Source organism: Corallococcus sp. AB011P (assembly GCF_003611605.1).
GTDB classification, from domain to species: domain Bacteria; phylum Myxococcota; class Myxococcia; order Myxococcales; family Myxococcaceae; genus Corallococcus; species Corallococcus coralloides.
On sequence record NZ_RAVX01000010.1, the window covers coordinates 82,758 to 97,440 of the forward strand.

The 14,683-nt window shown below is 70.1% G+C and carries 16 protein-coding genes and 1 tRNA gene; 10 read left to right on the forward strand and 7 right to left on the reverse strand.

Annotated elements, in window-relative coordinates; translation table 11 throughout:
* Positions 1-260: 260 nt before the first annotated feature.
* Positions 261-422, reverse strand: a complete 162-nt coding sequence (locus D7X30_RS42025; protein WP_158619363.1) for a hypothetical protein — start codon at positions 420-422, stop codon at positions 261-263.
* 453 nt (positions 423-875) lie between these two features.
* On the opposite strand from D7X30_RS42025, the gene D7X30_RS24340 reads away from it, so the two are divergent.
* A complete protein-coding gene (locus D7X30_RS24340; protein ID WP_120565346.1) occupies positions 876-3,086 on the forward strand; it encodes a (Fe-S)-binding protein in 2,211 nt (736 codons plus the stop codon).
* Between the two features lie 86 nt (positions 3,087-3,172).
* Here D7X30_RS24340 and D7X30_RS24345 read toward each other — a convergent pair whose 3' ends face one another.
* The gene (locus D7X30_RS24345) at positions 3,173-3,661 is read right to left on the reverse strand and encodes an ankyrin repeat domain-containing protein (protein WP_120565347.1); all 489 of its coding nucleotides are present in this window, start codon (positions 3,659-3,661) and stop codon (positions 3,173-3,175) included.
* A gap of 155 nt (positions 3,662-3,816) precedes the next feature.
* On the opposite strand from D7X30_RS24345, the gene D7X30_RS24350 reads away from it, so the two are divergent.
* From D7X30_RS24350 to D7X30_RS24360, 3 genes are all read left to right on the forward strand, one after another.
* Complete coding sequence (locus D7X30_RS24350) at positions 3,817-4,287, forward strand: DUF3592 domain-containing protein (RefSeq protein WP_120565348.1); 471 nt, start codon at positions 3,817-3,819, stop codon at positions 4,285-4,287.
* A 7-nt stretch (positions 4,288-4,294) separates the two neighbouring features.
* A complete protein-coding gene (locus tag D7X30_RS24355; protein ID WP_120565349.1) occupies positions 4,295-4,852 on the forward strand; it encodes a DUF3592 domain-containing protein in 558 nt (185 codons plus the stop codon).
* Positions 4,853-5,020: 168 nt separating this feature from the next.
* Positions 5,021-5,443, forward strand: coding sequence for a DUF3592 domain-containing protein (locus D7X30_RS24360; RefSeq protein ID WP_120565350.1), 423 nt, complete (start codon positions 5,021-5,023; stop codon positions 5,441-5,443).
* Between the two features lie 33 nt (positions 5,444-5,476).
* Here D7X30_RS24360 and D7X30_RS24365 read toward each other — a convergent pair whose 3' ends face one another.
* From D7X30_RS24365 to D7X30_RS24385, 5 genes are all read right to left on the reverse strand, one after another.
* Positions 5,477-6,430 (reverse strand): TolB family protein, encoded by a 954-nt coding sequence (locus D7X30_RS24365; RefSeq protein WP_370039896.1) that lies wholly within the window; start codon positions 6,428-6,430, stop codon positions 5,477-5,479.
* Positions 6,431-6,570: 140 nt separating this feature from the next.
* Positions 6,571-7,101: a non-proteolytic archaemetzincin-like protein gene (locus D7X30_RS24370; RefSeq protein ID WP_120565352.1), complete on the reverse strand. Its 531-nt coding sequence runs from the start codon at positions 7,099-7,101 to the stop codon at positions 6,571-6,573.
* A gap of 56 nt (positions 7,102-7,157) precedes the next feature.
* Positions 7,158-7,231: transfer RNA gene (locus D7X30_RS24375), tRNA-Gln, on the reverse strand.
* A 178-nt stretch (positions 7,232-7,409) separates the two neighbouring features.
* Positions 7,410-8,567 carry an RtcB family protein gene (locus tag D7X30_RS24380; protein ID WP_120565353.1) on the reverse strand — a complete coding sequence of 386 codons (1,158 nt, stop codon included), beginning with the start codon at positions 8,565-8,567 and terminating at the stop codon, positions 7,410-7,412.
* On the reverse strand, positions 8,564-8,968 hold the full coding sequence (locus D7X30_RS24385) for a ribosome-binding factor A (RefSeq protein WP_120565354.1): 405 nt from the start codon (positions 8,966-8,968) through the stop codon (positions 8,564-8,566). The genes D7X30_RS24380 and D7X30_RS24385 overlap by 4 nt, the downstream gene beginning before the upstream one ends.
* A 436-nt stretch (positions 8,969-9,404) precedes the next feature.
* Here D7X30_RS24385 and D7X30_RS24390 point away from each other — a divergent pair, with 436 nt between their 5' ends.
* The 6 genes from D7X30_RS24390 (at position 9,405) to D7X30_RS24415 (ending at position 14,557) form a co-directional block, all read left to right on the forward strand.
* Complete coding sequence (locus D7X30_RS24390) at positions 9,405-10,796, forward strand: NAD(P)/FAD-dependent oxidoreductase (RefSeq protein WP_120565355.1); 1,392 nt, start codon at positions 9,405-9,407, stop codon at positions 10,794-10,796.
* A gap of 58 nt (positions 10,797-10,854) precedes the next feature.
* Positions 10,855-12,072, forward strand: coding sequence for a glycosyltransferase family 87 protein (locus tag D7X30_RS24395; protein WP_199724538.1), 1,218 nt, complete (start codon positions 10,855-10,857; stop codon positions 12,070-12,072).
* 82 nt (positions 12,073-12,154) lie between these two features.
* The gene (locus D7X30_RS24400; RefSeq protein WP_120565356.1) at positions 12,155-12,928 is read left to right on the forward strand and encodes an energy transducer TonB; all 774 of its coding nucleotides are present in this window, start codon (positions 12,155-12,157) and stop codon (positions 12,926-12,928) included.
* Between the two features lie 31 nt (positions 12,929-12,959).
* Positions 12,960-13,715 carry a MotA/TolQ/ExbB proton channel family protein gene (locus tag D7X30_RS24405; protein ID WP_120565357.1) on the forward strand — a complete coding sequence of 252 codons (756 nt, stop codon included), beginning with the start codon at positions 12,960-12,962 and terminating at the stop codon, positions 13,713-13,715.
* A complete protein-coding gene (locus D7X30_RS24410) occupies positions 13,699-14,109 on the forward strand; it encodes a biopolymer transporter ExbD (RefSeq protein ID WP_120565358.1) in 411 nt (136 codons plus the stop codon). The genes D7X30_RS24405 and D7X30_RS24410 overlap by 17 nt, the downstream gene beginning before the upstream one ends.
* Positions 14,110-14,125: 16 nt before the next feature.
* Positions 14,126-14,557 carry a biopolymer transporter ExbD gene (locus D7X30_RS24415; RefSeq protein WP_120565359.1) on the forward strand — a complete coding sequence of 144 codons (432 nt, stop codon included), beginning with the start codon at positions 14,126-14,128 and terminating at the stop codon, positions 14,555-14,557.
* Positions 14,558-14,683 lie beyond the last annotated feature (126 nt).

The window sequence follows — 14,683 nt, forward strand, 5'->3', positions numbered from 1 at the left end:
GGACACCTCGCGTCACCCACGGACACGTGGATTCCGGCGGGTTCGTTCAGCCATTTACGGATTTACTTCCTGGAAGGTCCTACACCGGTCATTCCCGGGGACCGCTCCGTGGGGCTCGACCCGGCCTTGGGCGGGGAGCGTCACGGCGTCCAGCGCACTGCATCAGCGTCCGGGAGTGCCAGTCCCGGAACCTGTCCGACGGTCCGACAGGTTCGACAACGAAGGCCCCCGCGCAGGCCACGGGCCGCGGGGGCAGGGCGTCACTCCGCCACGTGCCAGCCGCCCCAGGCCTCTTCATCCAGGTGGGCCCAGCGCCGGTCATCCGTGGAGTCCAGCGGAACCGAACGGCCGTGTTCACCCGTCGCGGACAGCTCCAGGTCGTCCAACCCCTCGTCCAGGTACGTGCTCTCGTCGTGGCTCATGTCCGGCTCCTCGGCGCTCCATTCACGGGGTGTACGGCCTGTGACGGCTCGCGTCCCCTTGGACGCCCTGCGTCGGTCACCGGGCCCGCCCCATGCGGGTCCCTTTACAAGCGCTTCTTGACCGATTTACGAACATGTTGGGAGTCCGCCCCGATTTTGTAAAGCCCTCGGGACAGCAAAGTTCGTGGAGCGTCCGGCGAACCACGCCCGGCCGCCTGCCTTCCAGCACGCCAGGCGTGGTGGTTTCGCGCACGGCAGGTCCTGGGGCGGAGGGTGGGTGGGCACCACCCTGGAGGGCGGTCTGGAAGCGGTGGAGGGAACGCTGCGGGACACGGCCCCCGCACGGTGCTTGATTCGCGAATCACCCCTGCTAGGGTTGAAAATCACTCCAGAATTGCCGCGTCGCAGCAACCGGCGTTGCCGCTGTGCGGCCCCAGAGGGTCCCGAGGTTCCATGAACCCCATCATCACCGGCCTGCTGCTGGCAGGCGCAGTCTCAATCTTCATCATCACGATGTCCGGCCGCGTGGGCGTGCTGCTCGCGATGAAGAAGGAGAACCGGCTGGACCACATCCCCTACCGCGTGGCGCAGCTGGTGCGCTTCGGGTTGGGCCAGAAGCGCATGGTGGATCCGGAGGAGTTCACGCCGGGCCTGTTCCACATCTTCATCTACGCGGCGTTCATGGTGCTGGCGGTGCGCACCGTGATGCTGTTCGTGATGGGCTTTTCGACCACCGCGCTGGACGTGCTCACCGACCTGTCCCACCCGGCGTGGGACGTGGCGCCGCCGCTCTTGGGCCTCTACAAGGTCTACCTGCTGGTGAAGGACATCGTGGCGGCGCTGGCGCTCGCGGGCGTGGCGTACTTCGTGTGGACGCGCTGGAAGGTGAAGCCGGACCGCATGTCCCAGTCCTGGGAGGCCTACCTCATCCTGGGCTTCATCGCGGGCCTGATGATCACCGAGTTCATGTTCGGCGGCAGCCACATGGTGGCCGCGCACGCCGCCGCGCAGCAGGTGCCCATGGGCGCCACGCAGGTGCCGGCGGCGCCGGCCGCGATGGTGTGGTGGGAGCCCGTCACCAGCATGATGGGCCTGGCGATGATGCCCCTGGGCCACACGACCGCTCACGTGCTGGGCGTGGCGGGCTTCTTCATCCACCTGACCATCATCCTGGCGTTCCTGAACTTCCTGCCGCTGGGCAAGCACTTCCACATCATCACGGGCCTGCCCAACGTCTTCTTCCAGCGCACGCACTCCACCGGCAAGCTGTCCACGCCCAACCTGGAGAAGGAGGAGTTCGGCGCCGCCACGGTGAAGGACCTCACCTGGAAGAACGGCCTGGACCTGTACTCCTGTACGGAGTGCGGCCGGTGCCAGACGCACTGTCCCACGTACATCACGGGCAAGCCGCTCACGCACAAGGCCGTGAACCAGGACCTGAAGCACTGGCTCTGGGACAACGAGCGCTGGGTGGAGGAGGGCTACGGCCCCAACGGCGTGAAGGAGCCCCTGCCTGAGATCGTCGGCAGCGCGCTGAAGGCGGAGACGGTGTGGGCGTGCACGAGCTGCGGCTGGTGCGAGCAGGCCTGCCCGGTGTTCATCGAGAACGTCCCGCGCCTCATCGACATGCGCCGCTACCAGGTGCAGGTGAAGGCGGAGTTCCCGCCGGAGATCCAGCGCGTGTTCGAGGGCATGGAGCGCCAGGGCAACCCCTGGGGCCTGGGCCAGGACCGGCGCGACGAGTGGGCGGAGGACCTGGCGCTGCCCACCTGGGGTGACGGCGGTGAGTACGAGTACCTGTTCTTCGTGGGCTGCGCGGGCAGCTACGACGACAAGCAGAAGAAGGTGAGCCGCGCGCTGGTGAAGATCATGCGCGAGGCGGGCGTGTCCTTCGCGACGCTGTCCAAGCAGGAGATGTGCAACGGCGACTCCGCGCGCCGCATGGGCAACGAGTACCTGTACCAGACGCTGGCCAAGACGAACGTCGAGTCCTGGAACGCGATGGGCGTGAAGGCGGTCATCACGCAGTGCCCGCACTGCTTCAACACCATCAAGAACGAGTACCCGGAGTTCGGCGGCGAGTACCGCGTCATCAACCACACGCAGCTCATCAACGAGCTGCTCAAGGACAAGCGCATCAAGCTGTCCTCGGTGATGAACGCCGGAACGAAGCTGACCTACCACGACCCCTGCTACCTGGGCCGGCACAACGGCGTGTACGACGCGCCCCGTGAAGTGCTCAAGAGCATCCCGGGCCTGGAAGTGGTGGAGATGCAGCGCAGCCAGCGCGAGGGCTTCTGCTGCGGCGCCGGTGGCGGCCGGATGTGGATGGAAGAGCACATCGGCACGCGCATCAACCACAACCGCATGAACGAGGCGGCCCTCACGCTCAAGCACGCGGAGGACCCCAACACGCCCTACCCCGACGCCGCGGACAAGAAGAAGCCGGGCATGGTGGGCGACTACAAGGAGCCGGGCGGCAAGGGCATCGTCGCGGTGGCCTGCCCGTTCTGCTCCACGATGCTCAACGACGCGAAGAACGACACCGGCCGTGAGCAGATTCAAATCAAGGACATCACCGAGCTGGTCGCGGACTCCATGGAGACGAGCAACAAGGGCGGCACTGTGAGCCCCAGCCCCGTGGTGAGCGCCAAGCCGGAGTAGCGGTTCCCGGCCACTGATGTGACGAGGGCCCGGTGGCTCCCCGAAATGGGAGCGGCCGGGCCCTTCGCCTTTTCAGGGCTGGGAGACTACTTGCGGCCCTTGGGCGCGTTGCCCTCCGAGCGCAGCACGCGCTCCAGGCGCTTCGTGGCGCCGGCGTCGCCCAGCTTGCCCGCGACGTAGGCGCCCGCGGAGGCGAGCTTGCGGCGGAAGTCGTCGGGCGAGACCTCGGAAGCGCGCGAGGGACGCGCGGGAATCTCGTCGATGCCCTGGTTCTTGAGCAGCGTGCGCGCCATGTCCTTCTCGTCCGAGGTGGCGTGCGGGGACAGCAGTGCGCAGACCCGGAGGTGGCCATAGGCGGCGGCGGCGACGAAGGGCGTCTCGCCCACGGAGTCCGGCAGCGTGGGGTCCGCGCCGGCCTCCAGGAGCACCTGCACCAGGTCGTCCTGGCCCGAGCGCGCGGCCATCATCAGCGGCGTACGGCCCTCGGCGTCGAAGGGGTTGGGGTCCGCGCCCGCGTCGAGCTGGGCGCTCAGGGCGGCGCGGTCACCCGCGGCGACGGCATCGAACAGGGACACGGTGCGTACCTCCGGACAGGACGCGCGGGAGCATGGCGGTTCGGCGGACGCGACGCCAGGGAGGGACCCGCGCGCTGGCTCTACGGCGGGGCGCGGAGGGCATTGCCATTTCGCGTCGCCGGGTGCCCGCTTAAAGGGCGGGCAGGAGGCACGGCGTGGCTCTCTTCGCGGCGCGAGTCCTGGGTGCGACGTTCGTGGTGCTGGGGGCGTCCATGCTGGTGCTGACCTGGGGGTCGTACCGGCGGGACATGGGCATCCTGGCGGAGGGGCTGCACGCGGAAGGCACGGTGGTGAAGAAGGAGTTCTTCGCGGCCTCGGACGACAGTGACTACATCCTGGTCTACGCCTTCACGCCCCAGGGCGGTGAGCGACAGGAGCACCGGCGCCACATCTCCTCGGCGCTGTGGAAGCGGCTGCGCCCCGGGGACCGCGTCCAGGTGCAATATGGCCAGAGCGACCCGCGCCGCAGCTTCCCGGAGGGCCACGGGGTGATGTCGCTGGGACTCGCCCTGTTCCTCAGCTTCGTGGAGGTGTTCCTCACCCTCATCGGAGGGGTGGCCCTGCTGGCGAGGGCCGAGACAGACACGCCCCAGGTTGCCTCCCCCTCCCTCCCTCCCCCATCCTGAAGGATTCATGACCTTCATCTTCGGGTTCCTGATCTGGGCCATCCTCCCGGGGGCCTGCCTGTTCACCATGGTGAGGGTGCTGCGCCAGCACCGGCTCACCCGGGAGCTGCGAGCGCGGGGACTGCGCGCTCCGGGCGAGGTCGTCAACCTGCGCACGGACTTCCTGTCGAACTCCGTGGTCATGGAGTACGTCTTCCATCTGCCGGACGGTTCGGAGCACCACGAGGCGCTCCGCCTGAGCAGGCGCCCCCTGCGCTCGCATCCCTCGGTGGGGGACCCACTCGAAGTCACCTACCTCCCGGACGACCCCCGCCAGCATCAACGCGCAGGGGCGGAAGTCGGGCTGCTCACGCTCGTGGCCACGATGGTCGTCCTGGTGCTCGTCATGGTCGTGGGCGGGTACATCGTGTACCAGATGATGATGCCCCACCCCACGCAGGGCCACGCGCGAGCCCCGCTGGAGCCCGTCACCTCTCAGGGCTTGCGTCAGACCGGCGAGCCTCCGCGGAATGCCGTACAGGAGCAGCAGCGGCAGGATGTGGCACGGGAAGCCCCCTCCCCGTGAACCCCCTCATCCAGAGGGTGGCCCTGGCGCGCTTCGTCCTGGACCGTGGCGTCCGTCTTCTCCCTGCCGGACGGCGCGGAGCACCACGGCACGTCTTGCAATGACGGGGGAAGGGCCAATCCCTCCGGGTTGCCTTCGAGTCCGCGCCCCCGTCATCCTGAGGCATCCATGCTCCCCATCAATGCGATCCTGCTCATGGTGTTCTTCGTGGGAGCGCCCCTGTCGCTGACGGTGATGCTGGTGCGCCAGCACCGGCTCACCCTGGCGCTGCGGGAGCGCGGACGGCCCGCCCGGGGCAAGGTGGTCCGCATCCGCGAAAGCTGGTTGAACGTGAACCACGTGTTCGTGGAGTACGTCTTCCGCCTGCCAGACGGTTCGGAGATCCACGGCAAGTACAAGCTCCACCGGCACGTGTTGCCGTCCCAGCCCGTGTCCGAGGGCGACCCCCTGGAGTTCCTCTACCTGCCGGACGCCCCCCACAGGCACCAGCGCGCGGACGTGGAGAGCGGGCGCCTCAACCTCCTGACCGGGATCTTCGGCCTCGCGGTCCTCTTGACCCTGGCCTTCATCACGTGGATGAACGCGCGCTGAAGGGTCCCGGACCGCGCGGCCCCAGGGCGCGGTTTAGTTGGGCCCGTAGAAGGGCTCGTTCGCGGCGGGCACCGCGAGCGTCACGGAGCTGGCCACGGAGGACACCGGGGCGCGGTAGATGCTCGGGTCACCGCCGGAGTCGTTGAAGAGGAAGCCCAGCTCCGTGCTGCTCGTCCAACTGGGGAAGCTCTCCTCCACGGTGCTCGACGTGTAGTCCGTCAGCCGCCGCAGGGCGCCGCTGATACCCGAGGCCGTCGCGTTGCCCACGAAGATGCGCGTGCTGCCGTTGGACTGCCGCCCGTCCAGCGCCACCTGCCGCCCGTCCGGGGACACGACCGCGCGGTTCGCGATGGCCAGCACGTCACCGCTCATGAACACGGACTGCGCGGAGCCTCCGCCCACCGGCACGAACGCGAGCTGGTTGTAGAAGGAGGCATTGTTGCCCGCGGGCGCCACCACCGTGTTGCCGCTGGGGAAGAAGGACGGCGACCCGAAGGCGATGCCCGCGTTGGGCGTCAGCTCCACGAAGCCGCTGCCATCCACCGCGATGCGCGCCAGCGAGCTCAGCGCTCCCGACGTCCGCTCGAACGCGAAGACGATGGTGCGGCCGTCCGGGCTGAACGTGGGCCCGCGGAAGTTGGTGCAACTGCCGCATGCCGCGTCGTTGGTGCTCAGCAGCGTGGCCACCGGCCCGCCCGTGGTGGGCACCGTCTGGAGCGAGTACGTGCTGCCCGAGCGCTGCACGAACACGATGCTGTTGCCGCTCTTGGAGATGGAGGGCGTGTACGCGCCGCCGGCCGTCGTCAGCCGCTGCGGACTGTTGGGGTCGCCGTCGTCGTCCACCACGTAGATGTTCCGGTCGCCGCGCACGAAGGCGAAGCCCCGGTCGAAGAGGACGTCACCCGTGGTGCCGCCACCGCCAAAGTCCGTGGGCTCACACGCCCCCAACAACCCCACCGCCACCACACCGCCGAGCCATCGCCGCATGCCCATCATCGCTGTCTCTCCCGCCGTGCCGGCCCTGTCACACGCGCTTCGCGCCCGAACACTACAGGGCGCGCCGGACAAGACGTCAACGCGCACGAAGGCATTCACGCGCGCCCGTGTCCGGGAGCGCGCACGCACCTTCAGCGGTTGAGGCGGTTCAGTTCGTTGCGGCAGACGTTGCAGGGGCCCAGCGACTTGCGGTCGATGTCCTGCGGGAACTGCGGGAGGAACATCACGCAGCGCGAGTCCTCGCAGTACGACAGGCCGATGAGGTGCCCGGCCTGGTGCACCGCCTCCACCTGCACGCGGCGGCGCAGCGTTTCGCCCTCCGCGCCCTGGCGCAGCCGGTACAGGCTCATCACCGCGACCTTGGACTCCCGGTCCGCCTGCCCGAAGACGAAGGGCGAGTCCGGTTCGAAGAGGTCCGCGTCCGTCACGCCCATCACCAGGTCCTGCGGCGCCTCATCCAGCACCGTGCCCAACCGGCGCATGATGGCGTTGCAGTGGTACTGGCTGCGGTCCTTGTTGAAGGCGTAGGCCGGGGAGGACAGCGCCATCCGGCTCACGACCGCGCTGACGCCCAGATGGGTCGCCAGCGGATCCTGCAAGGCATTCACGATCGCGGACGGTGGACTGCCCACGGTGACCAGCAGGAGCGTCTTCTGCGGCATCAGCCCACCGCCTTCTACCTCCGGACGGACGTTGACCGCGTCCCCCCGGAGCGGAGTGGCTGGGGCGCAAGGATTCGAACCTTGATAATCAGAGTCAAAGTCTGACGTCCTGCCATTAGACGACGCCCCAGCAGGTTCGCACGCGTACTCGTGGGCCGATACTACGGCACTTTGACGGGCGCGGGAACCCACTCTGACGCGGGTCCCCTCAGTCCATGGCGTCCGGGGGGTGGATCACTCCCCCGGACGCCACTCGGAAGGCCGCCGGGGGGCCGGGCTGTCATCCACCCGACAGGTGCGGTCCCCCTTCAGCCCTTCAGCACGGCCAGGGGCGTGAGCCGGACGCGGGGCGTCACGAGGTCCGCCTCGTCCTCCAGCACCTCGGAGAGGTCCCGGTAGGCGGCGGGCGCCTCCTCCACCAGGGTGTGCGTCCGGCCCGGGTCGAACACCACGCGGCGCAGGGCGTGGACCAGGGCGTCCGTGCGGATGCGGGCCCGGGCCTCCGTGCGGGTGAGCACGCGGCCCGCGCCGTGCGAGCAGGAGCGGAAGGCACGGGGCTCCGCGAGGCCTTCGACGACGTAGGAGGCCGTGCCCATGGAGCCGGGGATGAGCCCCCGGGCCCCGGCCTCCAGCCCCACCGCGCCCTTGCGGTGGACCCAGAGCGAGCGGCCGAAGTGCGTCTCGGAGGCGACGTGGTTGTGGTGCACGTCCACGGTGCGGTCCGGGTCCGGGGCCACGCCCAGCACGTCCGCCAGCACCGCCAGGGCCCGGGCCGCGAGCTGGTCCCGGTTCGCTCGGGCGAAACGGCACGCCAGGTCCAGGTCATTCACACAGGCCCGGCCCGCTTCGGTGCCAATGTCGAGCGCGGGCGGCGTGCCCTGTCCCAGAACCTGGGCCACGCGCTGGTGGTGTTCCCCCACGGCGCCCCCCACGCCCCGCGAGCCGGAGTGGATGAGCAGCCAGAGGTCCCCTGCCCCGTCGCGGTCCAGCTCCAGGAAGTGGTTGCCCCCACCGAGCGTGCCCAGGTGGCGTGGCGCCAGCCGTTCCCAGGCACGGGCGAGCTTGTGGGTGGACAGCGGGGGAGCTTCGAGCCCCGGCGGCAGGGGCAGCCCCCGTCCCCGGTGCACCGCGTCTCCCACCGGGATGACCCGGGCGAGCTGGGACAGGAGCCGCTCCAGGTCCGCGCGCGAGAGTGAAGCGGCGGGGAAGGCGAAGCGGTGCGCGCTCACGCCGCAGCCCAGGTCGTTGCCCAGCGCGCCGGGGACGACGTGGGCTTCCGTGGCGAAGACGGTGCCCACCGCCACGCCAGACGCGAGGTGCACGTCCGGCATCACCGCCACGTGCTCCGTGACGTAGGGCTGCGCGGCCAGCCGCTGGAGCTGCTTCAGGGCCGCCTCGGGCACCGTGCGCGCCCAGGCGAGGAGGGGCACGGCGCCGGGTGGGACTTCGAGAATGCGGGGCATCATGCGTCACCCCCTTCGCCGTCCTCGGTTTCCGTGCGTGGGGCGGTGCCCACGAGGACGAAGCGCAGGTGCGGGGTGCGCTTGAGGTTCAGGTGCTGCGCGAGCCGAGAGCGCAGGAAGCCCTCCGCACGGGCGAGGGCCTCCTTCACCGCGGCGGGGTCCGCGTCGTGCGGCAGCGAGTAGCCGATGCGCACGGTGCGGCCTTCGGGGGACAGCTCGCACGACGTCAGCGCGACGCCTTCGAGCATGGGGTCGGACAGCTCGCTCCGGAAGAGCAGCGAGACGTCCTCGGAGAGGGTGGACTGGACGCGCAGGTGACGCGCGGACGGAGCTTCGGAATGGAACAGCGAGGAGCCCGAGCGCCGGACGGACGCGCGGGTACGGCGATGCTTGGAAGAGGACATGAACGAAGACGGATTCCTGCGGGCCGTGCCGGAGCACGGCCGGGTGTGCACGCGAACGACACCGCGCGGACACGCCGTCTGGACCTCACGTCGGAGGCGTCCTCCACGGCCGCGACAGCGCTCGCACGGGCGCTGTCTTCGGACGGGCGCTGGACACCGCCGGTGACGCTAGAAGCGCGACCCCGCGGAGCGGACCGAGACCACCTTGGCGACACGTCCCATGGCACACCTCCCGCCGCGCACCCGACGCGCGGACCTTCCACCGGACGCGGGGAACACACGCATCCATGCGCGCCCTGACGCGGTGGCCTTCCAGGTCCTGACAAAAGGAGGTGCTGTCCTCTGGTGACCAGCCGTTCCATCCACCATCCGACGCGCGGCGCCAGTCGGATTGGCGTGACGGCCGTCCCCGGGCAAGCAGGGGGCGGGAGGGGTCATGGCCGAGACTTTCGACGTGGTGGTGATTGGAGCGGGTCCCGCGGGTGAGAACGCGGGCGCGCGCGCGGCGGCGGGGGGGTTGAAGGTCGCGCTGGTGGAGCACGAGCTCCTGGGCGGCGAGTGCTCCTACTGGGCCTGCATGCCCAGCAAGGCGCTGCTGCACCCCAGCGAGACGCTGTGGCTCGCGAAGCACACGCCCGGCGTGCGCGAGCTCATCCAGGGCCCGCTCAAGGCGGACGCCGTGCTCAAGCACCGCGACCAGATGGTGTCCGGCTACGACGACAGGTCGCAGGTGAAGTGGGCGGAGGGCGCGAAGCTCACCGTCATGCGCGGCCACGGCCGGCTCACCGGTCCGCGCAAGGTGGCCGTCACGGGCAAGGACGGCAAGGTGCGCGAGCTGGAGGCGAAGCAGGCCGTCGTCATCTCCACGGGCAGCAAGCCGCGCTTGCCGGACATCCCGGGCCTGAAGGACTCCAAGCCGTGGGACAACCGCGAGGGCACCGGCGCCAAGGCCGTGCCGGGCCGGCTGGTGGTGCTGGGTGGCGGCGTGGAGGCGGTGGAGCTGGCGCAGGCGTGGCGCGAGCTGGGCTCGGAGGTGACGCTGGTGCAGCGCGGGCCCCGCGTGCTCAAGCGCTTCGAGCCCTTCGTGGGCGAGCAGGTGGCCGAGGCGCTGCGCGACTCCGGCGTGCGAGTGCTGCTGGAGACGCAGGCCACCAAGGTGCAGCGCTCCGGCGCCCAGGGCGAATACACCATCACGCTGACCGGCGGGGACACGCTGCGCGCGGACGCGCTGCTCGTCGCCATGGGCCGCACCGCGCGCACGGACGACCTGGGCCTGGACACGGTGGGGCTCAAGCCCGGCGCATCCATCGAAGTGGATGATCAGCTCCGCGCCACGGGTGTGGACGGCGGCTGGCTGTACGCGTGCGGCGACGCGAACGGCCGAAACCTGCTCACGCACATGGGCAAGTACCAGGCGCGGCTGTTGGGCGACGTCCTCTTGGGCAAGCCCGCGAAGGCGTGGGCGGACGCGAAGGCCACGCCGCAGGTCATCTTCACGCACCCGCAGGTGGGCAGCGTGGGCCTCACCGAGGACAAGGCGCGCAAGGCGGGCGTGCCGGTGAAGACCGTGCAGTACGAGCTGGGCGACGTGGCCGGCGCGTCCGTCATGGGCAAGGACCTCAAGGGCACGGCGAAGCTGGTGGTGGACGAGCAGCGCCGGGTCATCGTGGGCGCCACGTTCACCGGGCCGGGCGTGGGCGAGATGATCCACGCGGCCACCATCGCCGTCGCGGGCGAGGTGCCGCTGGACACGCTCTGGCACGCGGTGCCGTCGTACCCCACCGTGAGCGAGGTGTGGCTGCGGCTGCTGGAAGCCTACGGCCTGTGATTGCGGCGGGGCGCTCCCGCGTGGAATGGTGCGCGCCCCACCGTGTCCCCGTCCGTGAATGAGCACCGCTGAGCCCGCCCGCCAACGCGCGTCCCTGAAGGTGGAGTGGGCGCTGTTGCTGGTGCTCGCCGTGGCGGCCGTGGCGGTGGGGCAACATCCCCGGCGCGGCGCGGACTTCCGCGTCTACCTCACCGCCGCCGAGCGCTTCCGCGAGGGCACGGACCTCTACCGCGCCGAGGACGGCACCATGCCGTTCAAGTACGCGCCCGTCACCGCGCCCCTGTTCCTGCCCTTCACCGCCGTGCCGCCGCGCGTGGCCGTGGCGCTGTGGAACCTGGGCTCCGTGCTCGCGCTAGGCGCCGTGTCCGTGCTCACGCGCCGCGCGGTGCCCAGGGACGGAGAGGCCACGCCGTGGCCGTGGGCTCCGGTGCTCGCCACCGCCGCGCTGCTGCCCGCGTTCTCCTTCGAAATCTTCTACGGCCAGGTGGACGTCGTGCTGCTGTGGCTGCTGGTGCTCGCGGCCGTGGGTGCGGAGCGGGGCCGAGCGTGGGGCCCCGGCGCGGCCTTCGCCGTGGCGTGCCTGCTCAAGCCTCCGGCCGCGCTCCTGGGGTTGTTCTTCCTCGCGCGCCGGCACTGGCGCGTGGTGGGGACCACCGCCCTCTTCGGCATCCTGCTGGTGCTGCCCACGCTGGGCCGCTACGGCTGGACGGGCACGCTGTCACAGCTGCGTGAGTGGACGGAGATCCTGGCGCGCACCACGCCACCGTGGGCGCTGGGCCATAACCCGCAGGGCCTGCCCACGCTGCTGCTGTCGCTGGTGCTGCCTCCGGAGTCGCTGCCTCCCGCGGGTGCGATGACCGCGGCGCAGGTCGTGGCGATGGGGTTGTTCATCTGTGCGCTCGTGTGGGCACGGCCCGGTCCGGTGGAGCTGCTCGCGTTCTGCTGCCTGGGCGTGACGCTTTTGTCACCGTTGGCGTGGCGCGCGAACTACCTGCTCGCGTGGCCGGTGATCCGCGCGGCGCTGGAGGGACGCTCGCGGCTGGGACAGGCGTGCGTGGCCGGAGTGGCCCTCATTGGCATGGTCGTGTCCGACGCGGTGTTGGGCGCGGAGTGGGCCCGGCACGTGTTGCTCTTCCGGCCGTTCGCGGTGGTGTACTCCGCGCTGCTGATCGCGCTGTTGTGGCAGACGCGGCGTCACGGAACGCCCACGGCGGTGATTTCCGACAAGACCGTGACTCACCTGCCGCGCGGATTTTTGAACGCTCGCGGTTCGTGACCCAATCGAAACAAGGCCGGGGGCAAAGTGTCACGGAGCCTGAACCTTCGTGACACACGGTGTCGCTATATGCGTCCCCGTCATGTTCGAAACGTTCGACAGCGCTTCCAGCGCCCCCGCCGCCCGGCGGTTCGCGCTCTCCACCACCGCGTCGGTCGCCGTCTTCGGACTCATCGCCGTGGCGGCGATGACCGCGGCCAACACGGTGAAGGAAGTCATCAAGGAGAAGAAGGTGGACGTCGTCTTCCGTCCCCCTCCGCCTCCGCCGCCTCCCGTCGTGGAGGTGAAGCCGCCGCCCCCGCCTCCGCCCGTCGCGAAGCCGCCGCCCCGCGCCGCGCCGCCTGTCGCCAAGGCCGCTCCTCCGCCCGCGGCGATGCCCACCGTCGCTCCCGCGCCGCTGAAGGCCCCGGACGCGGTGCCGCTCGACAAGCCGCCCGAGGCTGAGAAGGAGGTCGTCGCCGCGGCGCCCATGGCCGTCGGTGGCACGGGCACGCTCGTCCCTGGTGGTGTGGTGGGTGGCACCGGCAGCGGCGAGGGCATGGCCATCGGTGGTGGCCGCGCGCAGCCCATCAATCTCCCGGAGGCGGGGACGCCGCCGGAGCCGCTGGCCTCGAACCTCATCCCCGAATACCCGTCCGACGCTCGCTCCAAGGGGCTGGAGGGCATGGTCATCCTCAAGGGCGTCGTCGAGGTCGACGGCCGCGTCACCGGCCTCAAGGTGATGCGCGGCGATGAGCCCTTCGCCAGCGCCGCGCTGGCCGCCGCGCGCACGTGGCGCTTCAAGCCCGCCGTCGTGTCCGGTCAGCCGACCGCCGTCTTCCGCATCTTCAAGGTCCCGTTCCGCCTCAAGTCCTGACGCCTTCCTCCCCCTTCGGAAAGCCACAGCCATGAACTTCAATCTCAAGGAAATCTACGCGCACATGGGCGTCTTCGCCCTGGGCATCGCCTGGACGCTGATCGCCTTCGCGGTCGCGTCGCTGGCGGTCTTCTTCGAGCGCCTGTTCGTCTACTTCCGCTCGCGCGCCGCGTCCCGCCAGTTCGCGGGCCGCGCCGGTCCGCTGCTCGCGCAGCAGCAGCACGACGCGCTGGTGAAGGAGGCGGACGGCAACAAGAGCAGCCACCTGGCGATGATGCTGGGCGGCGGCATGAAGACGTTCCTCGCGAAGTCCCGCGCTCCCGCCGGGAAGCTGGGCGCGGTGGAGCTCACGCGGCGCGACCTGGTGCGCATCAACGAGCGCATCACCGCGGACGTGCGCCGGGGCATGTCGGTGCTGGCCACGGTGGGTTCGGTGGCGCCGTTCGTCGGACTGCTCGGCACGGTGGTGGGCATCATCGAGGCCTTCGCCGGTATCGCGAAGGAGGGCTCCGGTGGCCTGGGCGCGGTGTCCGCCGGTATCGCGGAGGCGCTCGTCGTCACGGCGCTGGGCCTGCTGGTCGCGATTCCCGCGGTGCTGATGTTCAACTTCCTGTCCACCCGCGCGGACGCGCTGCTGCTCTCCCTGGAGCAGGCCCGCAGCGAGTTCATGGACCACCTGGAGGACATGGCTGGCGACAAGCGCGCGGCGGCGGCCCACGGCGGCTCGCACGGCGCCACGGACGTCGTCTCCACGCGGACCGAGGCGGGCGATGTCGGCCACGCGTAAGAGCAGCCTCACGCCGGAGATGAACGTGACGCCGCTGGTGGACGTGGTGCTCGTCCTCCTGATCATCTTCATGGTCGTCACGCCGCAGCTGGAGGCCGGCGCCGCGGTGGACCTGCCCGCGGCGATGAACCCGGACGCGGAGAACAAGAACCTGGAGCCCACCACGGTGAGCTTGGCGTCCAACGGGTCGTTCTACCTGGACCGCAAGCAGCTGACCCGGGACGCGCTGGTGGTGGAGCTGAAGGCGCTGCACCAGGCGAAGCCGGACGCGCCCGTGGTGCTCAAGGCGGACCGGGGCGTGGCGTACGCGCAGGTGCGCGGCGTGTTCAAGGCGATGCAGGACATCGGGTTCCCGGGCATCAGTCTCCAGGTCATCGACCGGAAGAAGAACTGAAGGGGAGGCACGCGCCATGGCTTTCGACGTCGGTGGCAACAAGGGCGGCGGCGTCCGCCCCACGATGAACGTGACGCCCCTGGTGGACGTGGTGCTCGTCCTCCTGATCATCTTCATGGTCGTCACGCCGCTGATGACCAAGAACCTGTGGATGAACGTGCCCGCGAAGCCGGACAAGAAGGAGGACACCACGCCTCCGCCTCCGGACGCGAAGCCGCCGGTGGTGCTCACGGTGGACAAGGCCGGCACGCTGCGCATCAACCACGAAGAGGTTCCGCGCGACCAGGTGGTGGTCCGCCTGCAGCGCATGCTGAACGCGCGCGCGGACAAGATCGTCTTCTTCGACGCGAGCGACGCGGTGCCGTACGGAAGCGCCATGGAAGTGCTGGACCTGGCGCGAGGCGGAAACATCACCGTCGCCGTGCTGCCGGAACGACTGGCGGACTGACTCCAGGCGCCCCGCGCGCGGCTCGTGAAGCCGCGCGCGGTTCGTGACGCCGAGTTTTCCCGCCGCCGCCACAGACGTCACAAACCCTTCATCCCAATGCCACGGGCGTCGCGTTGAGTGCGCGTC